The organism is Stenotrophomonas sp. ZAC14D1_NAIMI4_1 (assembly GCF_003086775.1).
GTDB lineage: Bacteria > Pseudomonadota > Gammaproteobacteria > Xanthomonadales > Xanthomonadaceae > Stenotrophomonas.
Map to the genome: position 1 here is coordinate 525838 of NZ_CP026001.1, position 19965 is coordinate 545802.

Consider the following 19965-nt stretch of genomic DNA (forward strand, 5'->3'; position numbering starts at 1 on the left):
GGTCTCGCTCCGTTCAATCCCAGCTTTCTTCCAGGGGCCACACTTCATCGCCGATATCGGCCGCACTGCGCCGGCCACTGGCGAAATCCTGCAGGCGCTGCTGCCAGGCCGGATCCTCGCCGAGATCGCTGCCGGCCAGCAGTGCCCAGGTCGCCACCATCACCACGCGGCGGCTGTCCTCGATGCCGGCCGCCGCAGCCGTCGCCACCACGCGCCGGAAGAACGTGTACCAGCGCGCCCGTGGCAGCCGCGCCAGCAGTTCGGGATCGGTCAGCTGGAAATGGTCGATCAGCGTATAGGGGTAGCTGGCGTCGATCAGCGCACGCCGCTGCGGTGCCTCCAGCACCCAGGGCGGGTCGTGCGGGTCCAGGGCCACGTCCTCCAGTTCGAGGTGCGCCCATTGCAGGTCATGGCGCAGGTACCACCAACGCTCTCCCATCGCCAGGAACGCGCGGCACTGCGCCTCGTCCAGCACCTGCACCCACCAGGGCAGGACGCGCGCATCGAAAAAGCGCGCAAGGAACAGCTTGCCGTTCGGATAGCTGGCATCCAGGCGCCGTTGCAGGCGCTGCTGCAGTTGCTGGGCGTCCAGGCTCGTCTCGATGATGCTGAGCATGCCGGGCGAACGCCCCTGCGAGGCGGCCCGCTGCAGGAACCGGTCATGCTCGAAACCGCGCGGCAATCGGGCCAGGAACACGCTGGCATCGTCGGCACCATCGGCCAGCAGGCCATCGAACAGCGGCAGCGGTGCCCACGGCAACGTGCGCAGCAGCTGCACCGGCTGGTTGCACTGCGCGCCGTCCAGCAGGACGAAGCGCTGCAGGCCCTCCTCCAGCGGCGGCAGATCAAGCGGCGGGAAATGCCAGTCCGGAATCACGCCGCCCCCCCTTTGGGCGTCAGCGGCGCGGCCCGCTGTGCAGCCAGCAACAGGCATTCCTTGCAGACCGACTGCGGAAACACCGGCAACGGATAGCGTCCGCTGCCGCCCGGCAGGAACGACTTGCGCCCGGCGTGCACGGCGATGCGACCGGGCGCGTTGACCACGATGTTGCCTGCGCTGATGGTGATGCTGGCACCACCAGACGTAGCAACCTGGACGGTACGACCGGCGGCCACTTCCACCGACGCCTGCGCACTTGCCGCGCGCAGCGCCTGCCGCGACTGCACGTCTACCTGATCCTGCTGTGCCTTGAAATCCAGCACCGCCTCACCGCTGGCCAGGGTCAGCGTCGGCGCCTGCGTATCGGCGCCACTGGCCGCCGCAGCCAGCACGCCGATCGCCTGCCGGCCATGCCAGCGCGCATCTCCCATCACCACGGCATCGCTGTGCTGCCCGCTGCCCAGCACCAGTGTCTCGCCCTGCCCCCAGTGCAACCCCTGGCCGGCCACCATCACCGCGCCCTCCGGTGACGACAGGCCCAGCACGGCATCGCCGGTATGTGGCACCACGCCTTTCCCCGCCCCACTGCTGCGCTGGCTGGCGGCTGCGGAGGCCTCTGCAAGCGCCTCGGCGGGCACGGTACTGCGGACGCTGGCCAACAGCACAGGCAAGGGCGACTGCGCACCATCCAGGCGTGATCGATGCATCGACTGCACCCCGGCCTCCGCCGCGGGCAGCACCGTCCGGTGTGTTCCGGCCGCGACGCTGTAGCTCTTCGCCAGCGCCACCAGCTGCTGCAGCAGTGCTGCCGGCTGCGCGGCCTCGCCCGCCGGCGACGCACTGGCGTGGGCGTAGGCACTGAACCACGCGCCGGCCGTACCGCGCACCGCACCCCATGCGTCACTGCGCAGTTCAAAGCCCTGCCCGCGCAGGCTGCCCACATAGTTGTCGGCCTGATGCCGCAGGTGGCCCAGCGTCAGCTGAGACACCTGCTGGCTGCTGGCCAGCTGCGTGCGCAGCTGCTGGTTCGAATCATCGAACAGCAGGTGGTTGCCGCCCTCGCCGCCCTCCCACTCGCGTGAGCGGATACCCCACAGCGCGCCGCCGTGGCGGTGCGCCTGGTCGCCGCTGCCCGCCGCGTGCCACGCTGGCGCCTGGCCACCACTGAGGTTGGCCTGCGCACTGTTGCGTGCATCGGCAGCCTGGCCGTAGGCCGACAGATCATCCTCGGCGCTGGCACCGGCCGTGGTCGGCGCCACGCCCGCTTCGCCTCGCCCGTTGTACAGCGTGCCCAGCACCACCGGGCGGTCGATGTCGCCTTCCAGGAAGCCCACCAGCACTTCCTGGCCGATCCGCGGCAGGAACTGGCTGCCCACGCCCGGCCCCGCATAGCGCTGCGCCACGCGCAGCCAGGCGCTGTCGGCGCCGCCATCATCGCCCTGGAAATGGAACCGCACCCGGATCCGTCCCAGCGCGTCGGCGTGCAGGTCGTTGGATGCTGAAGCGCCAGCCACCACGATCGCGGTCTGGTAGCCCGGCGCCAGCGGTCGCGCATTGCGTCGCGCACCGGTGCCGTCCTCCAGGACCGGGCGCCAGCGCCGGTCGCGCGCCACGGCGCTGAACGCATTCACGTAGCCGTGCCGCTTCGCTGCGTCCTGCAGGGGGTCGGGCTCTTCCGCCTCACCCAGCAGCGCCTGCACGCACTCGCGCAGGTCGACCGGCAGGTTGTTGACCCCAGCGTGGGTCACTTCCACCAGCAGCAGCTCGGCCGGCAGATCGCCCGGCAGGCCGGTCAGCGCCCAGGCATGGCCGGCATCCGCGCTGCGCACGCTGCCGCGCCCCTGCCACTGCAGCGCCTGAGCCTCCCGCGCCTCGGCCATCAGCCGCGCATGGTGCTGCAGCTCCGCCGCATCGGCGAATGCATACGCACCCACCGCATCGTAGTCCTCGCGAAGGCCCTCGCTGGCGCCCTCCAGCGGCAGCTGCCCGGTCAGCGAGCTCACGCTGCGATAGTCACTGCTGTGCAGCTGCACGCGCGTGCTCTGCAGCCGCCGTTGCTGCCCCAGCTGCTGCACGCCATCATCGTCCTCGGTGGCATCAGCACGATGGAAACGGATCCCGCCCTGCGCCTGCGAGGTCGCCGATTCCGGCAGCAGCGTCGAGTCGGCAAACAAGAGCACGCCGTGCCCGGCCGGTGCATCGGCCACCTCCTCCACGCACCAGCCCACGCCCTCCTCGGCCAGCAGGCGCTGCACGAAGGCCAGGTCCGATTCCCGGTACTGCACGCAGAAACTGCGCGGCCGCGAGGCCGCCAGCAGCGCATCCACGTCATCGCTCCAGCGCCAGTGCGCATGCGGTGCGTGCGTCTGCAGCACGGCATCGAAGATCGCGCGCACGTCCTGGTCCTGGAACACCCGGCTGCACACTGCCTGGTCCAGCCACCATGTCCAGTCGCGCAGGGTGATGCGGTAGCGCACCAGGCCGCCATCGGCCTGCAGGCATTGCGCAGCGGCAATCACGCCGTGGCGCGGCCAGTCCTGGCCGTCGGCCTGGCGCACGTACAGGCTGGCCCGCTGCCCCAGCCAATCGGCCAGCGGCAGTGCAGCGTCCAGCGACAGCACATCCACCTGCAGGTGCCGACCCGTGGACAACGCATCGTGCCCTTGCCACGCATCCACCACCACGGCTGGCAGATCCGGTAGATCCAAGCGGAACAGGCGAGTGCCAGCATCCAGACCGGCCGCCTGCACCATGAGATTGCGCATCGCTTCCATGGCGTTCCCACTGTTGCCGCGCACCGCTCCCCGGCGCGCGGTTCCTCCCCCTGCCAGCCGACGGTAACAGATGGAAAACGACAGCGCACGTCAACGCCTTCACACGGAACAAACATTCCGATGGACGTGCTGGACAGATACCGCAGCTGATCCCTCACTGCATGTACGGTGTGACGTGCCCGGTAAAACGCCCACCATCGAAGCCGAAGCAGAATCGACCATCATTGATGGAGCGGTACGCCAATACTGCTCCGACCAGGCAGAACTGCTTCGCATCCAGCGACGTCTCCACCGTTCCATACGTGGCGGACCGCCCATCAGCGGACAAAGGACCGGATAGCGCATCGATCGGCAACGGATACACGATGCCGGTACTTGCGTTGATGACCACCACGGAGCGCTGGAAGAACTCAGGCCTTTCTTCCAGTTCCGCGACGATGTAGCGCCCGTTGAAATTCGGCTGTCGTTCGGCGATCACCCTTTCGATCAGGGCGCGATGTCGATCATCACAGAAGTTGACCGGACTGCTCAGGAAGGAGCATCCGGAATGAGGGGAAAGCATCCTGGTGCCGATATAGCGCGCATTTCCCACCGGGGCCGCCGGATCTTCGTTGGCCAATGCGGCTTCATCCGCTGTTGCCGTCATGGTCGCGCGGCCTGGCGGACCCTGCGTTCCGCTGCAGGCGGCAATGGCAGGAAGCAGGCCGGTCAGCATCACGCGCTGGGCGCGATGTTGCCAACCATGACGGCGGCGATCACTGCCGGCTGAAGTGCTACTGCATGTACTGCGTTGTGTGCCCGGTAAAACGCACACCATCGAAGCCAAAACAGAAGCGGCCTTCTTCAAAAGCGCGATAAACCAGCAGTGCACCACTGACGCAGAACGTGTCGCCTTGCCGCGAGGTCTCCACCTTGCCGTACTCACGTGCCCCCTCCTTGCTGACCAGTGGCCCACTGAATGCATCGATCGGCAGCGGGTAGACCGTTCCGTCCCGGCTGTCGATCAGCACGATCGAGCGCTGGAAGTACTCCCTGCGCTCCTCAAGCTGGGCCAGGATGTAGTGCGTCTTGAAGTTGGGCGCCTGCGTGCGGATGGCCTCCTCGATCTGCGTGCGGTGCGCGGCATCGCAGAAGTCGACGGGGCTGGACGTGTAGGAGCAGCCCGAGTGCGGATAGCTCATCACCACGCCTGCATACGGCGCGTTGCCCGGTACGCTCGACGGGCCGGCGTTGCTGCACGCTGCCGCCAGGCAGGCGATGCCAGACAACGCGATCCCAAAGGCATGCCTGCGCAGGCGAGTCTGGCTCATTGCCGGTAGTCCGCTGTTTCCATCAGCACTCACTTCACACCTCCCGCGCGCATCCCAGGGGTTGATCATGCCCAGTCGGGCGTGCAGATCAACTGCGATTTCCGCGTGTCATCACCCTGCGGGCCCAGCACCGGGGTCCGGCCCGGCCTGCTGCCTGTGCCATCCCGCAACTCCGTGCCCAGCGACCTGCGCAGGCGCGATCGTGCTTCATCCAGCGGCAGGTCGATCAGTACGCCAATGGGTGTCGGCGCCGTGCCCAGGTGGGCCACCACCCGGTAGACCGGGACTCCATGAAAATCAGCGTTCAGACAGAAGTACGCGATCCCGAATGCTGCATCGCGTTCGCAGGGCTCGGATGCATGCTTGGCCAGGTAGGGATTGACGGGGCGGCCTGCATCCAGATACCAGCCCTGTGGCGCACAATCGAGCAATCCGTCGAAGAGCGTCCCGGTATTGTCCGGATCACCGGCGTGCGACGACGCCCGCGTCTCCGGAGGGGCATCGACCGCCCGCTGCGCATCAACAGGCGCCTTGGCGAAGGCGGCCAGTGGCAGCATGACGCCGAGCACAAGCATCGCCCCCAGCGCGCCACGCGGCCGATGATGGCCGCATCGATCGAGGCCTAATAGGTGCCGAATGGGACTTCAACCTTGAGCGCTGCCCCGCCCCCTGCAGGCTTCAGGGTGTAGGTCTGGACGCCGCCATCATCGTCCGCCAGAGAGGTGTCGCGACGCTCGACCGTATAGCGTGCGCCGCCCAGTTCGATCGTCTTCGCATCCACTGCACGCGCGTCGGCCGGCAGCAGCAATCCACCCGCCGCCTCGCGCTCTTCCTTGAAGGTGTAGCTGCCCAGGGCGCCCTGCACCTTCAGCACCTGCACGTGCGGGCGATAGGGCGCCGCGTCGACGTTCCAGCCATTGGTCAGGTCGGTGACCCACGGCCCCGGAATGTTGAAGCGATCCTGGAGATCGGTCTCGCTGACTTCGCTCCCCTCCACCGACAGGCAGCACACCACTTTCCCGGCCTTGGCGTCATAGACTGCCCAGCGGCTTCCGGCGGCGGCGGCACGCGGCAGCATGGAGAAATGGAACTGCTGCTCGAGATCGCTGTCGGAAACCCGACGCCAGCCCCCCACTTCCGGAGGCTGCGCCTGGCAGCCGGTCGCCAGTGCCAGACCTGCGGCAACAAGCCCAGCTCGAATCATGAATCCTGCCATCGTCAATTGCCTGTCTTGGACCAATGGGGATCATCGATCTTCTTCGGTTTGCCGTCATAGTTCCAATGCAGGACGCTGTAACTGGCACCGACATCGATGATGTCACGCTTGCCACCGATCGTCACACTGGTGCCGTCGGCCTTCTTCACGGTCTTGCCAACGCCCCAGGCGGGGGTCAGCCGCATGTCGATCGCTTCGCCGCCGTTGTGGTTGGACCGGTAAGGCTTGCCGATCGCCCCGGCGGCCCCATACGCGGAATCCATCGCCTTGGCGCCCTGCTTGGCAGCCTTCAGGTCCGGCTTGCCGCTGGCATCCAGGTGCTGCCAGTCGATGTTCACGGGCGCGTCGCCGTTCTGCGGTTCGAACGCCGGCACCTTGGCCGGATCCATTCCGTTGACGATCTCACGCGCGTAGTACATCAGGTACGAGCGCTGCGGGGGACGCAGGGTCGTGTTGATGTTGACCGACACGCCCGCCGCATCCAGCGCCGCCAGGAAGCGGGTGATGTTCGACTTGAAGGGTTCCTTCAGATCGGCAACCTTGTTGCTCTGCATGAAGCGTTTGTGCCACTGCGCACCACTCTTCTCGCGTTCGCCGTTGTAGCTGGCATCCTTGCTGGGGGTTGCATTGGCGTTGGCCGTGGCCATTGCCGAATAGAAGTTGTTCAGCAGCCCGATCGGGTGCAGGTGGAAGACCTCCGGCGCGCCGGGGAAGCCTTTGACCTTCGGTGAAACGTCCTTCCACCACCGCAGGTTCTGGATGCGCAGCTTCTCAGCGTTCCACTCCACGGCACCATCAAGCATCAGCGGGTCCAGCTCGTCCCACTTGGCGTCTTCGCCGCCCCACTCACTCTCGTAACGGACGATCATCCGGCTCAACGCCTGGGCCAGCAAGGGCTGCTTGCTTGCCGCCTGCAGCTCGGCCTTGCTGATGTGTCCGTTGCCGTCGGTGTCCAGCAGGGCGTGCAGCTTCTGCACCAGCGCGCTGCGCTCGACCTTGTCGGCGCGCATGCGGTGGTCGGTCACCTCGTGGGCCTTCAACACGCCCATCTTCACCAGCGTCGCCGCCATCATGTCGACTGGCTGGATACTGCCCTCTTCCACCGTCTCAAAGCCCGGCCACGCCCAGGGGGACTGCCAGCCCACCTTGGCATGGCCCGCTTCGCAGGCCCAGCCGGAGACGAAACTCCCGGGCTTCTCGCCCATTGCCGTGATTTCCCACCAGGCCTTGCCGTCGCTGTCCAGCGCCCGCTTCGGCGCAGGCAGCCGCTCAAGTTCGGCGCGGGGCATGACCCGGACCAAGCCAACAGGCTCGCCATCCGGACCGTCGGTGCGCAGCGGGTGCTTCTTCCACCACTTCATTCCGCCGGCCGAGCACATCTGCAGATCCTTGCGAAGGATCCAGAACGGCTCGCCGAGCGGCATCCGCATTTCGCGCCGCTGATAGTTGTGCTTCTTCGCTTCCTTCTCGGACTGCGTGCGCTGCGTATCGGCAGGGCCGACGAAAACGCCGGTGAAATGCCCATCCTTTGCGTTCGCGTAACTCTTGCTGCTCGCCGAATAGGCACCCAGCGCCTTGCGCTCGAATACTTTCAGCTCCGAGCGCTGGACGAGCGTCCACGCGCCCAAGCCGGAATCCTTGAGCTGGATGAGCGAAGGATCCGGCTCCATCGTGCCGTCCGGCGTGGCTTCCTTCTTCAGCCTTGCGCCCTTCTCGATCACGAACAAGCTTCCCGTTCCCGGAGGCAGCAGCGAGGCGTACTTGCGCGACTTGGCCAGGAACACAGGAAGATCGTTGCCAGCAAAGACCTCAAGGTGCATCAAGGGGCGGGTGCCGCGCTTGGGCAGCGGCTGGGCATCCACGTACTGCTGATACTCGCCGACATGCCCCAGCAACGCGCCAGCGCCGATGGCGATGGGCGTTTCGGGAATCACCACCTTGTCCAGCTGGACCGGTTGCTTCGGACCCGGGTCAAGTTCGGGCATGAATATCCAGCCCTGCTTCGCCGCCGGGTCCACGGCCTCGCCGGGCCGGACCGGGACGACATCACCCTCGAGGATCCGATCGATCTGCGCCCACTTGTCCTTGCGGTTCTTCACGGTTATCCGTGCGCCGCGCGGCAGCAGGCCCAACCGGGTCGAGCGGCTGCTGGCTTCGCTGCGGATGTTCAAGCCGATGATCGGCGCGGGCGCTGCATCAGTCATCCGAATGTGCCTCCTGCACGACGTTGTCCCATTCCTTCATCTGCCCAGGCCCCCAACCCAACTGCTCCAGCGCGTCGGCAACATCACCCGATTCGCCCGACGTTCCACCACAGTCACAGCCAATGTGGTCGTCCTCATCGATTGCGGCCTGCACCGGTGCAGGAGGCGGCGGCACTTCCTGCGCATCCTTGGCCTTTTCACCGACGACGAACTCGTTGCCTTCCGTCCAGAAGCCCGGGCGTGCGCGCTTGCGGTCCTCCTGGTAGCCGGTGAAATCCATCAGGTGCATGTAGAGGCTGTAGAACGTCAGCTCGGTTCCGGGCTCAGGCCGGGCATCGGCGGCGGCGGCCTTCGGATCCTTGGAATCCTTGGCATCTTTCGAGGTCTTCGTGGCAGGCGCCGGTGCCGCCGCCTTGGCCGGACCCGCTGCAGCGGCTGTTCCTGCCGGCGCTGCGGGTGCAGCCGCCGCGTCCTTCGGCGCTGCCTTCTTGTCCTGTTCTTCCTTCGCGGCCTTGTCCGCAGCCTCGAACTTCGCCTTGGCATCGGCCGGCAGCTTCAGGGTGTGCCGCACCAGCACAAATCCCTTCGCGTAAAGCGCCTTGCGCTGGACCTGGGGGAAGGTGATTTCCGGATAGCGGTCATCGATCCGATAGGCGACCACCTCGCCATCCTTGATGCAGCGCACGCCCTGCGTCTGGTCGAGCACCGTGCCACTGCCCGCATCGAAGTGGACGCCACCGTGCCAGAGCCCGCTGGCGCCCACCGGGAAGAAGCCGTCGTCGACACGTGCCAATGCGCCTTCTTCCTGGCCAGGAAGGCCCAGGTACATCGCACCGTCGAAGGCATCACTCTTGCCCTGCCGCGGGAAGGGATACATCCAGGTGGTCTGCGCCTCCACCGGCGCACAGCAGCCCAGCTCATAGCCGCCAAACTTCTTCATGTACTTGGAGACACTCGAGCCATAGGCATCGGTGCCATCCTCGGCGCCACCCGTGCGCAGGAATGCAAGCACGGCCGGCCGCTTCCACTGCCCGGTCTTCTTGTCCGGCTTGCCCGGGCCGTAGCCCTTCAGGTGGGCGGCCGCGATGATGCCCGACTCGGTCACCACGAAGCCCTTCATGGTCTGGCCGATGAACTTGGTCGTACCGAAGTAGCGGCCCTGGCGGCAGAGTTCGCGCATCCACTCCTCGCCGGCCTTGTCCTGCATCGCCTCACTGGCCAGGAACACTTCCCGACTGGTGACGCCATTCTTGCCCGTCCAGTGGCCCTTCCACTCCTGCTTCAGCTTGATCTCGGCCGTGGTCTTGTAATACCCCAGCTGCATCAACGCTTCTTCACCGAACTGGTACTTGCCGATGTAGTTGTAGCTGTTGATGATGCCGATGTTGCCGCTCGACTCTTCGAAGCCGACCGCATCAAGGAACGCCTTGAGGTTTCCCGCACTCATTGCGCGTCTCCACACTCGCCCAGCCGCCGGACCATCTCGAGATTCGCCGGCATCCGGGCATCAAGCGCCGCACGCTGTGCATCGGAGGGGTTCCCCAGCCAGCGAACCTCGCAGTTCAGCGTCAGCCGACCCACCATGTGCCGATGGGCCGGGTCGTACAGCGCGGCGAGCTGCGTCGTGCCGCACGCATGTGCCTGGCAGGCCGAGTACAGCCACCACGTCTGCGCTTCGATCGACAGCGGCTTCCCCGCTGCGCTGGGGCCGGTCAGCAGCCGCTCCTTCAAGCGGGGCGCCGCGTCGGCGGGCACCTCTGCCAGAAGCGTGTCGAAGGCCCTGGTCACGTCTGCGTTGCTGCGGCCACAGCCATCGGGGGCCGGCTTTCCCTTGCCCACCAAAGCAAACAGATACGTCGCCAGAGGCTGCTCCGCGCACGTTGGCTGCGGAAGATCGAGGGAGGCATCTGCAAGGGGCGCGGCAGCAGCGCACTGCCATGCCAGTGCCGCCGACAGCGGCAGCAGAAACAGCATCTTCTTCATTGTGTTCATCCCGAGAAACCGATGATCCGCTTCTGCTTCATGTCACCCAGCACCCACGACGGCAGCTCGCTTTTGGTGCTGCTGGGGCCGAGGAAGGATTTGCGTTGCGCATGCACGGTGATCGCGCCAGGCGCATTGACCACGATGTTGCCGTCGGCCACCGTGATGCTGGCCCCCCCCGCAGTGGCGACGTGGAGGGTCTTGCCTGCGGCCAGCTCGACATGCGCCTGGCCGCTCGCGCCGCGCAGGCCGGCTCGCGCCTGTACGCGGATGGCATCGCTCTGGGCCTGGACTTCGATCTCGCGGGTGCCCGCCACCAGGGTCAAGGCGGCGGCAGTCCCGCCCGCGCCTGTAGCAGCAGCCGCCAACAGGCCCAGCGACTGGCCTGCGTGCAGCCGGGCCTGCCCCATGACCGTCGTGTCCGAATGCGCGCCGCTCGCCAGCAGCAGCGCTTCACCACTGCTCCACATGATGCTCTGCCCCGCGACGTGCGCCACACCATCCGGCGCCGCCATCCCGAGCAGCGGAGCGCCACTGTGGGGAATACGACCCTCGCCGGGCTCGGCACCGTGTTGCGGTGCCTGCGCCACGCCAGCGGCGTACTGCGTTCCGGTTACGACGGTCCGGGCGGCTGCCGACATCGCAGCCAGTGGTGCCTGCGTCTGCACCATCCGCGAGCGCTTCACTCCGCGCGCCCCCTCCTGCATCGCCAGCGGACTGGTCACATGCGTGCGGGCCGCCTGGGTAAAGCGCTCACCCAGCGTCTGCAGCTGCGTCAGCAGCGCCGAGGGCTGCACGGCCTCGCCAGCGGGGGTGGTGCCGCCATGGCCATAGGCGGTGAACCACGCCCCGGCAGTACCACGCACCGCACCCCACGCATCGCTGCGCAGTTCGAAACCCGTGCCGCGCAGGCTGCCAACGTAGTTGTCGGCCTGGTGCCGCAGATGGCCAAGCGTCAGCTGCGAAACTTCCTGGCTGCTGGCCAGCTGGGCCCGCAGCTGCTGGTTGGAATCATCGAACAGCAGGTGGTTGCTGCCTTCGCCACCGTCCCACTCGCGCGAACGGATACCCCAGAGCGCACCGCCGTGGCGATGCGCCTGGTCACCGGCACCCGCGGCATGCCACGCCGGCGCCTGGCCACCACTGAGGTTTGCCTGCGCGCTGTTGCGTGCATCGGCCGCCTGCCCGTAGGCGGACAGGTCGCCTTCGCCATTGGCACCTGCAGGCGTCGGCGCCACGCCTGCTTCGCCGCGCCCGTTGTACAGCGCCCCGAGCACCAGCGGACGATCAATGTCGCCATCCAGGAAGCCGACCAGCACTTCCTGGCCGATGCGCGGCAGGAACTGGCTGCCCACGCCCGGGCCCGCATAGCGCTGCGCCACGCGCAACCAGGCGCTGTCCTGCACGCCGGCGCCCTGCGCCTGCTGGAAATGGAAGCGCACGCGTACACGGCCGTGGCTGTCGGCATGCAGGTCGCGGCTACCCGCGCCCTGGCCGGCCACCACCACCGCGGTCTGGTAACCCGGCACCGTGGGGCGCGGATTGAGGCGCGCGCCGGTGCCGTCGATCAGCTGCGGACGCCACGGCGTGGTGCGCTCCACGGCCTGGAAGGTGTTGCCATATCCCACTGCTTCGGCCTGTGCCCACAGCGGTGCATCCTGCGCATCGCCCGGTGCAACGCCAAGCGCGTCCTCCAGGCTGCGTCGCAGATCGGTCGGCAGGTTGTTGATGCCTGCATGGTCCACCGCGACGAGAAGGAGCTCGGGCGGGGTGGCGCCCGGCGCCTGCTGCAGGCGCAGCCAGCACCCGGAGTGCAGCCCACGGACCGTGCCGCGACCCTGCCAGCTGCGGCTGTGGGCCTCACGGGCCTGGGCCTGCAAGCGGGCCTGCCGCGAGGCCGAAGCCGCATCGCTGAAGGCGTAGGCACCGACCGCATCGAAATCCTCGCGCGGCGACTGGCTGCCGCCACCGTCCATCGGCGCCTGACCGGCCAGCGCACGGACCTGGCGGTAGTCGTCGCTCTGCAGGTTGACGACGGTGCTGCCAAGGCGACGATGCAGGCCGATGGCCTGCACGCTGTCGCTGGACTCGGTCGCATCACTGCGGTGGAAACGCACACCGGCACCCGAACTGGCCGCATCTTCCGGCAGGTCGACGCTGTCTGCGAAGATTTCCATGCCATTGCCGCAGGGCGCATCGTCATCCGCGTACAGCCGCCAGCCAAGACCTTCTTCGGCCAGCAGGCGCTGCAGGAAATCCAGGTCGCTCTCGCGGTACTGCACGCAGTAGCTGCGCACGCGCTCCTCCAGGAATGCGTCCATGCCCTCGGCCCATCGCCAGCGGGCGACTGCGGCATGGCCGCCGAGCACCGCATCGACGATCTCGCGGATGCCCTGCTCCTGGAACACGCGGCTGTGCCGCGCGTACTGCAGCCACCAGGTCCACGAGACCAGCTGCAGGTGGAAACGGGCCAGGCCGCCATCGCTGCCCAGGCAGGACGCGTCCGCAACCAGGCCACTGCGTCGCCATTCACCACCATCGGCGCAGCGGGTCACCAGGGTGGCGCGGGTGCCTGGCAGTTCCGCCAGGTCGATGCCCGCATCGGTGCCCAGCAGGGTCACCTCGGTCCAGGCGTGCTCGCAGAGTGCATCACGCCCCCGCCAGCGTTCGACCGTGCAGGCGGCCAGCGCCTCGTTCTCCAGTCGATACAAACGCTGCGCATCACCGAGCCCGGCGACTGGCGTCATCACGTAATTCAGCTGATCCATGCCAATTCCAGAGTAAAAAACGTCGACCCACTCACGTGGCACGTCGATTTCCAGCCGGCGATGCTAGCAGAACAATGCGAGCGTCAATATCACGGCAGACGCGCCCCCTTGAAACTGGGTATTGCGTCACATAATTGACGGCACGGGCACTCAAGGCCGCTTTGGTTGCAGCGGACACCGGCGCGCTGTTCACACGCGCGGGCTAGAATCGATCCCAGTCCTCAACGAGACCTGCCATGCTGGATCAGGAAGCCCTGCTGGCCCCGATTTCTGACAACGCCCCGACCGGTGAAGACCTGTCGTTCTCCGCCGAGTTTGACCGGATCATCGAAAACCGTCGTGCCGACGACCCGACCCTGGATCAGGGCGCGTGGCAGACCGACATCAAATACGCCGACTGGAGCAGCGTCCTGCGCGACGCCAGCGACCTGCTGCAGACGCGAACCAAGGATCTGCGGCTGGCAGGCTGGCTGAGCGAGTCAGCCACCCAGCTCGAAGGTTTCCAGGGCCTGGCGGCCGGCTACCGGGTCACCGCCGGCCTTTGCGACCGCTTCTGGGACGATGTGCACCCGCAGGCGCCGGACGGCGATTTCGAAGAACGCATCGGCAACCTGAGCTGGCTGCTGACCAATTCCCTGCAGTGGCTGCGCGCCGTCCCGATCATTGCGGCACCGCAGGGCCGCTTCAGCCTGGCCGATTTCGAACACGCCCACGCCCGCGCCAACAGTGGCGAGGACGAGGACGGTCGCCCGGGGCTGGACATCCTCAATGCGGCGCGCCGCGATACCCAACACGGGTTCTATCGGCAGATGGCCGATGATCTGCCGGACTGCAGCCTGGCCCTGGCCGAGCTGCAGGCCGCCGTCGACAACCGGCTCGGGCTGGATGGCCCCAGCTTCAGCGCCGTCCGCGAACAGCTGGAGCACCTGCAGCGCACCGTACTGCGCTTCGCGCGCGAGGCAGGCGTCCTGCTCGATGGCGAAACCCTGCCTGCAGACGACGCGTTCAGCGAGACCGCATTTGCCGATGATGGCCCGTCGTTCGACACGGCTCCCGTCGCACCGAGCCGCGGCCCGGCCGGCGCTCCAGCCTCACGCAAGGAGGCGCTGCAGCAGCTGCGGCAGGTGGCCGAGTTCTTCCGCCGGACCGAACCGCACAGCCCGGTCGCCTACCTGGCCGAAAAAGCCGCACGCTGGGGCGAAATGCCACTGCACGTCTGGCTCAAGCGGGTCATCAAGGACCACAGCACGCTGGAGCAGATGGAAGAAATGCTGGATGTGAACCCGGAGGATTGACCTCCACTCCGGGCACCGCCGCAACGGAAGGATCGGGTGATACCCGATCCTTCTGCGTTTACTGGATCTTGAATTCGATGCGACGGTTGCGGGCGCGGCCGTCGTTGCTGGTGTTGTCGGCCACCGGCTCGTCCGGCCCCTTGCCCAGCACGTCCATGTGGCTGCCCGGGATGCCCTTGGCCATCATGTAGTTCTTCACCGCAAGCGCGCGCCCGTGGCTCAGCGCCAGGTTCGATTCGCGCTGGCCCACGTTGTCGGTGTGGCCGATGATGAGGAACCGGCTGTCCGGCATCTGCGCCATCTTGGCCACCATTTCGTCCAGGATGCCCATGCCGAACGGGGTCAGGCGGGCACTGCCACTCTGGAACTCGATGATGCGGTTGGCCAGCGTCTGGTCCAACACGTTCTGCTGGGAACCCAACTTCAGGGCGTTCGTCACCGTGTAGCTGGTATTGCTGGCCAGGCTGAGGTCGCTGGCGACCTGCTGGCGCAGCGCCTCGTTGCCGACCTCGCCGGTGATGCGCACCGACTGCCCATTGACTTCCAGCTTGCCGGGCGAGACACGCTTCAGGCCCGGGTTGATCATGCCCGAGACGTAGTCGCCCCAGTTCGGCGGGGTCGCGATCGTCTCCACCTGGATCCGGTCGACCACGCGATCGGCGCCGTACACCGCACGCAGGTTGTTCAACAGCTTGGCCTTGGTTGCCTGGTCAGGAACCACACCTTCGATGACCACCGGCCGCTCGGTTGCCGCAGGCGCGCCCGCGGCGGTGTTCTGCGCGGCCAACGGTGCAGCCGCCAGCAGGAGCGGCAGCAGGAAGTGGAGAGGGTTGCACACGCGCATCATCAGGTTCCCAGGAAAGTCTCGCCGAACAGCTTGCGTGCGGTGGCCAGGGCCAGGTCGTCACGGTCAAGGAAGCTGCCAAAGCGATTGAGGTTGTAGTCGCCACGCATGTAGTCATCGACCCATTCCGAATGCTGGGTGCGGATCAGGAAATCGCCGGCCTCTGCCGGGTCAAGCACCGCGCGCAACACCTGGCGGTCGGCGCCATTGAAGCCGACGATCATGCTGGGCGCCGCGTCATTGCGGATCAGCACGGCCAGTTCAAAGTCGCCGCGGGCGACGAAGCTGGACAGCAGGTCGAGCCAGAAGGCCGCCACCAGCGGGCGATAGGCCGGATCGCGCACCAGCGGGAACACCAGCGCCTTGTCGATGTTGACGTCGCCACCGCTCAGCACCGGCTGCAGCAGCAGCCCCAATGCCGGCAGCACCTGCCGCAGCGCCACGTCACCGTGGCCGGAATCACGCAGCCGCTGTTCGAGGTCGGCGACCGTGGTGCTTTCCAGGAAGTCCTGGAAGCTGCCGTTGTAGTCGCTGGGATCGGTGCTGATGCTGAAACGCGCATCAGCGAGCTGCGCCAGCGCCTGTGCGGCATCGCTGTCCTGGCAGGCCTGGCGTGCAAGGCGGGCCAGGCCCGACCAGGCGTTGGACATCGCCAGCGGGCTGCGGCCAATGAAGGGCAGCGGTTCCGGCGCGTCCAGCCGCAGTGCCGACAACAGCGGGAAGCGTCGTTCGGACGCGTCGCGGCTGGGCAGGAAGTGCCCGCACAGCACCATCTTGCTGCGCGAGCCGAGGAAGGCATAGTGGATCTCGGGCGCTTCGTCGTAGCGCTGCTTCCAGTCCGGGCTCTGGCTCAGCAGCTCCAGGCTTTCCCCGGCCCAGCGGTCGAGCCAGCCGAGCAACTGGTGGTTGTCGGCCGCGCGGACGAAATCGCCGCGCGAGGGCACCTTGCCGAAATAGGACACGCCTGCACTGACCACCCGGCTCATTGTGCGCCTCCTGCGGCCGGAGCCGGCGCCGCTGCCGGTGCAGCAGTGGGGGCCGCGGGTGCAGCAGGCGCGCCACCGGCGACGCGTTCGGGCAGCTGCAATCCGCGCTGCCAGTCGCCACCACCCTCGGCGGCTTCACCGGCACGACGCACGATGCGCATCTCCACCGGCACCGACACGCCATTGCCCGTCCAGGTAATGCGGCTGGAATCATCCAGACGCTCGACCTGGCCAGCACCCATCAAGCGGTTGACGCCGTTCGAACCCGGCGCGCTGAACACTTCCACCGTCCTGCCATCGCCGGTCACAGCGGTGATCTTCACGCCCGGCACCTGGCCGACGTTCGGGTACTGCATGGTCGTCCACTGCGGCGGCGTATTGCGATAGCGCAGCACCTGGCCATCGATCTCGATGGTGTACTCCAGCGCACCGGCAGCAGGCGCAGGCAGGATCTCGAACACCGTGGTGTCCTGTGCCGCACCCGCTGCCGCGCCGCTGACCCAGTTGCCGTAGTTGGCGACCAGGTCGGCCGACAGGTTGACGCCCTGCCCTGCCCAGCGCCGGGTCTCCAGCAGCGGCCCGCGCTGGATCACCAGCGAACCCAGGGCTTCCTTGTTGAACGCCGCGATGCTGCCGCTGGCGCCGAACACAGCCGCCACGTCGCTCGGTGCAGCATCGACGTCGGAGTTCAGGTTGAACGGATACTGCTGGCCGATGCGCGCCTTGAACGGGTCGTACACCTGGGCCTTCCAGGTCTTGTTCACCTCATCCTCGGTCGGCGTGATGAGCGCGCTGAAGGTCTGGGTGAGCGGGCGCAGCAGCAGCGGCCGCAGGGCGGCGCGCTGCTTCTCGTCCAGGCCGGTCAGCACCTGCTCGTCGACCAGGGCCAGGCCCACGCTCAGCTCGGACCCCTCGTTGCTGAAGGTGTCCTGCATCAGCTTGCGGGTGCCCACGCCGATCTCGCCCTGGCTCTTGATGGCATTGAGGCGCGCGCGCAGCTTGGCCAGCGTTTCGAAGTAGGCCGTCATGATGGCCGGCTGGTCGCCGCGCTCGCTGGTCAGCCGCGCGATGCCCTCGAACGCCTTGCCGATCGGGCCGACCGGCTGCGCTGCGGCCGTCGCGGCCGGATCCTTGCGCAGCACGGTGCGCTGGAACCACGCCACGAAGCCCTTGCGTGCCTTCGTCGAACGCGCCAGTGCCGCCGGGTTGTCCCACACCGTCTCTTCGTTGATGCGCTCCAGCAGGATGCGCAGCGGCGAATTGGTCGCATCACCCAGCTTGTTGATGCGCGCCACGGCCTCGTCGAAGGTGCTGAATTCAGCCACGCTGAGGCCCTGCACGAACTTGCTCCACTCGCGTGCGTAGTCGTTCTTGTACAGGTTGACCAGCTCGCGCGACACATGCTCCGGGCTGCCCGCCAGCGAAAGATCGCTCTGCTCGGTGGTGCCCAGCACCCAGTCGGTGGTGCTCAGCTGCGTGTTGGCCGCTTCCTTGATCGCGTCCTGCACATAGTCTTCCCAGGCCTTGCGGGAGAACGCGCCGGAAATGGCGTAGCTGCCATTGATCAGGCGGCCGTTGCGCTCCACGCCGATCAGGTTGTCGACGGTGGTGGTGCCGAAACGGGCACCGGCGCGCGCCTTGATCTGCGCATACACGCGCTCCATCGCCGGCTGGCCCTTCATCACCTGGCCCAGCGCCTGGCGCGTATCGGACACCAGCGTGACCTTGTTCTGCACCTGCGGCCAGCTGGGCTTGCCCGACTGCGCCACGTAGAAGGTCATCAGCTTCTCGGCAGCACGCACCATCTCTTCGCGGCTCATCTGCCCACGATTGGCTTCCAGCCAGGTGCGCCAGAACAGGGTCAACTGCTGCGACAGGTGGGCGCCTTCCACATACTTCGGGTTACCCAGCATCAGGTAGGTCTTGAGCGCGTTGTAGGCGTCGTTGGTGCTGGTCGGCGATGCGTTCTGGTACAGCACCTCGCTGTCGGCGGCGGCACCAGTGCCCTGCCCCAGCTTGTCGCGCTCGGCGACCACCTGGCCCAGGTAGTTCTCCAGGTTGGAGACGGTCGGCGCCAGCATCACCTGCTGCATGCCGTGGTTGTACTCACGCAGCAGCTTTTCGCGGATCGCCGTGCCCTGGTACAGGCCCAGGTGGGTGGTGATGCCGCCCTCCTTGCCGTAGCGGTCCAGCTGCTCCATGCGGTCCTGCAGCAGCAGCAGCGCATCGATGCGTGACTTCAGGTCCATGCGGTCCTTCTGCACGCGCACGGCCTGGTCCAGATCCTTGGTGGCGTTGGCCACCAGCTGCGCATTGGTTGTGTAGGACCAGGTCCACAGGCCCAGCGCCAGCGCCAGCACGCCCACGGCACCGAGGAACACGCCATAGCGCAGGCGGTTCTGGTGCGGGCTCGAATACTGCCGGACCAGCTCCTTGTCGGCAAAGATGACCTTGCGGAACAGATCCTTGAGGAAGAACGCGGTGTGCCCGGTGGGTGCTTCGTCCACGTTCGAGCCGCGCTGCAGCGCGAACTGGCGGCCGACGCGCTCGGATGCATGGTGCACCGAACGGCCCTCCTGCAGCGCGCTGGAGAAGTAGAAGCCGCGGAACACCGGCTTGAACTGGTAGGGGTTGTCTTCGAACAGGGTGGCGATGAAGGTGCGCAGCGCCGGCTTGATGCCCACGAATTCCAACGGCAGCGACAGCAGGCCCGGCGAGACGTCGCGGCCGCGCTGCATCGCCATGTGGGTCAGGCTCATTTCCTTGATGCCTTCGGCCAGCTCATCGAAATGGCTGTCGAACGCATTCAGCGCGTCGCCCTGCTGCTGCACGTCGAAGGGCAGCGTCGCGCCCCACACATGCTCGCGCTCGGCCGGATCCAGGTTATGGAAGAACTCGCTGAAGCCGGCCACCAGGTCGGCCTTGGTGAACAGCACATACACCGGCGCGAACACTTCCAGCCGCTCGGTGATTTCCTGCACGCGCTGGCGCAGGTTCTTGGCCAGCTCGATGGCGAACTCCGGCTTGCTGCCGGACAGCTCGGCCAGGCTGGCGGCGATGATCACGCCGTTGATGGGCGCGCGCGGACGGTTCTTCTTCAGCAGGCCCAGGAAGGTCAACCATTCCATGCGGTCTTCAACGCTGACCGAGTAACGGCCGGCGGTATCCAGCACGATGCCGTTGGTGGTGAAGTACCAGTCGCAGTTGCGCGTGCCACCGATGCCCTGCACCACGTTGCCGCGGTTGTCCTCGAACGGGAACTGCAGGCCGGAATTGAGGATCGCCGTGCTCTTGCCCGCCGCCGGATTGCCGATGATCACGTACCAGGGCAGCTCGTACAGCGCCGCGCTCCCCTTCAGCACGCCCATCCGCGAGGACTTGATCTGCTTGACCGCGTCCATCATGCGCGTGCGCAGGGCCTCGGTGTCGGCACGCTGCGCGGGTTGCGCACCGGCCACCGCCTTGTCCGCCTCGTCCTTGACCATCGCCTCCACGCGCTTCGCAGCGCGGCGGGCCAGGATCCGCTTGATGATCCACACCAGCAGCGCCAGCACCAGCAGGCCAGCCAGCACGATCGCCACCCAGATCCCGATCTGCCGGGCTTCGGCCTCACCGTAGTGCGCCAGCGCCGCGGCACCAACCAGGCCGACCACCAGCCAGAGGCGGTAGTCACGCAGGTAGTAGCTGAAATTGCTCAAACTCATG

The 19965-nt window shown here is 66.9% G+C and carries 14 protein-coding genes; 1 reads left to right on the plus strand and 13 read right to left on the minus strand.

The features are described 5' to 3' along the window. Nucleotides 1-13 precede the first annotated feature (13 nt). From C1927_RS02370 to C1927_RS02415, 10 genes are all read right to left on the minus strand, one after another. Nucleotides 14-877 carry a DUF4123 domain-containing protein gene (locus C1927_RS02370; RefSeq protein WP_159095279.1) on the minus strand — a complete coding sequence of 288 codons (864 nt, stop codon included), beginning with the start codon at nucleotides 875-877 and terminating at the stop codon, nucleotides 14-16. Continuing rightward, nucleotides 874-3645, minus strand: coding sequence for a type VI secretion system tip protein TssI/VgrG (gene tssI, locus C1927_RS02375; protein WP_343125693.1), 2772 nt, complete (start codon nucleotides 3643-3645; stop codon nucleotides 874-876). The genes C1927_RS02370 and tssI overlap by 4 nt, the downstream gene beginning before the upstream one ends. Nucleotides 3646-3808: 163 nt before the next feature. Continuing rightward, nucleotides 3809-4369, minus strand: a complete 561-nt coding sequence (locus C1927_RS21295; RefSeq protein ID WP_159095280.1) for a hypothetical protein — start codon at nucleotides 4367-4369, stop codon at nucleotides 3809-3811. A gap of 58 nt (nucleotides 4370-4427) precedes the next feature. Beyond that, complete coding sequence (locus C1927_RS02385; RefSeq protein WP_108745839.1) at nucleotides 4428-4964, minus strand: hypothetical protein; 537 nt, start codon at nucleotides 4962-4964, stop codon at nucleotides 4428-4430. Between the two features lie 65 nt (nucleotides 4965-5029). Beyond that, a complete protein-coding gene (locus C1927_RS02390; protein WP_108745840.1) occupies nucleotides 5030-5539 on the minus strand; it encodes a hypothetical protein in 510 nt (169 codons plus the stop codon). Between the two features lie 47 nt (nucleotides 5540-5586). After that, nucleotides 5587-6180: a hypothetical protein gene (locus C1927_RS02395; RefSeq protein WP_079222194.1), complete on the minus strand. Its 594-nt coding sequence runs from the start codon at nucleotides 6178-6180 to the stop codon at nucleotides 5587-5589. 2 nt (nucleotides 6181-6182) lie between these two features. Beyond that, complete coding sequence (locus C1927_RS02400) at nucleotides 6183-8384, minus strand: SH3 domain-containing protein (protein WP_108745841.1); 2202 nt, start codon at nucleotides 8382-8384, stop codon at nucleotides 6183-6185. Then, nucleotides 8377-9831 (minus strand): hypothetical protein, encoded by a 1455-nt coding sequence (locus C1927_RS02405; protein WP_079222196.1) that lies wholly within the window; start codon nucleotides 9829-9831, stop codon nucleotides 8377-8379. Before C1927_RS02405 ends, C1927_RS02400 begins: the two co-directional genes overlap by 8 nt. Further along, complete coding sequence (locus C1927_RS02410) at nucleotides 9828-10367, minus strand: hypothetical protein (RefSeq protein ID WP_159095281.1); 540 nt, start codon at nucleotides 10365-10367, stop codon at nucleotides 9828-9830. The genes C1927_RS02405 and C1927_RS02410 overlap by 4 nt, the downstream gene beginning before the upstream one ends. Nucleotides 10368-10372: 5 nt before the next feature. After that, nucleotides 10373-13135 (minus strand): type VI secretion system Vgr family protein, encoded by a 2763-nt coding sequence (locus C1927_RS02415; RefSeq protein ID WP_254051529.1) that lies wholly within the window; start codon nucleotides 13133-13135, stop codon nucleotides 10373-10375. A 236-nt stretch (nucleotides 13136-13371) separates the two neighbouring features. Here C1927_RS02415 and tssA point away from each other — a divergent pair, with 236 nt between their 5' ends. Next, complete coding sequence (gene tssA, locus C1927_RS02420; RefSeq protein ID WP_108745842.1) at nucleotides 13372-14430, plus strand: type VI secretion system protein TssA; 1059 nt, start codon at nucleotides 13372-13374, stop codon at nucleotides 14428-14430. A 58-nt stretch (nucleotides 14431-14488) separates the two neighbouring features. Here tssA and C1927_RS02425 read toward each other — a convergent pair whose 3' ends face one another. The 3 genes from C1927_RS02425 to tssM are packed head-to-tail and all read right to left on the minus strand — an operon-like array spanning nucleotide 14489 to nucleotide 19964. Further along, the gene (locus C1927_RS02425; protein WP_108747753.1) at nucleotides 14489-15274 is read right to left on the minus strand and encodes an OmpA family protein; all 786 of its coding nucleotides are present in this window, start codon (nucleotides 15272-15274) and stop codon (nucleotides 14489-14491) included. Between the two features lie 2 nt (nucleotides 15275-15276). After that, entirely contained in the window at nucleotides 15277-16260 is a 984-nt protein-coding gene (gene tagF / locus C1927_RS02430) for a type VI secretion system-associated protein TagF (RefSeq protein ID WP_079222199.1), read from the minus strand. After that, nucleotides 16257-19964 carry a type VI secretion system membrane subunit TssM gene (tssM, locus tag C1927_RS02435; RefSeq protein WP_108745843.1) on the minus strand — a complete coding sequence of 1236 codons (3708 nt, stop codon included), beginning with the start codon at nucleotides 19962-19964 and terminating at the stop codon, nucleotides 16257-16259. Before tssM ends, tagF begins: the two co-directional genes overlap by 4 nt. Nucleotide 19965: the final 1 nt, after the last annotated feature.

What these genes read in the sequence shown, in the direction of transcription:
- C1927_RS02410 (WP_159095281.1), bottom strand. Translation starts at nt 10,367, where the DNA reads ATGAAGAAGATGCTGTTTCTGCTGCCGCTGTCGGCGGCACTGGCATGG.
- C1927_RS02425 (WP_108747753.1), bottom strand. Translation starts at nt 15,274, where the DNA reads ATGCGCGTGTGCAACCCTCTCCACTTCCTGCTGCCGCTCCTGCTGGCG.
- C1927_RS21295 (WP_159095280.1), bottom strand. Translation starts at nt 4,369, where the DNA reads ATGCTGACCGGCCTGCTTCCTGCCATTGCCGCCTGCAGCGGAACGCAG.
- tagF (WP_079222199.1), bottom strand. Translation starts at nt 16,260, where the DNA reads ATGAGCCGGGTGGTCAGTGCAGGCGTGTCCTATTTCGGCAAGGTGCCC.
- C1927_RS02395 (WP_079222194.1), bottom strand. Translation starts at nt 6,180, where the DNA reads ATGGCAGGATTCATGATTCGAGCTGGGCTTGTTGCCGCAGGTCTGGCA.
- tssI (WP_343125693.1), bottom strand. Translation starts at nt 3,645, where the DNA reads ATGCGCAATCTCATGGTGCAGGCGGCCGGTCTGGATGCTGGCACTCGC.
- tssM (WP_108745843.1), bottom strand. Translation starts at nt 19,964, where the DNA reads ATGAGTTTGAGCAATTTCAGCTACTACCTGCGTGACTACCGCCTCTGG.
- C1927_RS02385 (WP_108745839.1), bottom strand. Translation starts at nt 4,964, where the DNA reads ATGAGCCAGACTCGCCTGCGCAGGCATGCCTTTGGGATCGCGTTGTCT.
- C1927_RS02400 (WP_108745841.1), bottom strand. Translation starts at nt 8,384, where the DNA reads ATGACTGATGCAGCGCCCGCGCCGATCATCGGCTTGAACATCCGCAGC.
- tssA (WP_108745842.1), top strand. Translation starts at nt 13,372, where the DNA reads ATGCTGGATCAGGAAGCCCTGCTGGCCCCGATTTCTGACAACGCCCCG.
- C1927_RS02390 (WP_108745840.1), bottom strand. Translation starts at nt 5,539, where the DNA reads ATGCTTGTGCTCGGCGTCATGCTGCCACTGGCCGCCTTCGCCAAGGCG.
- C1927_RS02415 (WP_254051529.1), bottom strand. Translation starts at nt 13,135, where the DNA reads ATGGATCAGCTGAATTACGTGATGACGCCAGTCGCCGGGCTCGGTGAT.
- C1927_RS02405 (WP_079222196.1), bottom strand. Translation starts at nt 9,831, where the DNA reads ATGAGTGCGGGAAACCTCAAGGCGTTCCTTGATGCGGTCGGCTTCGAA.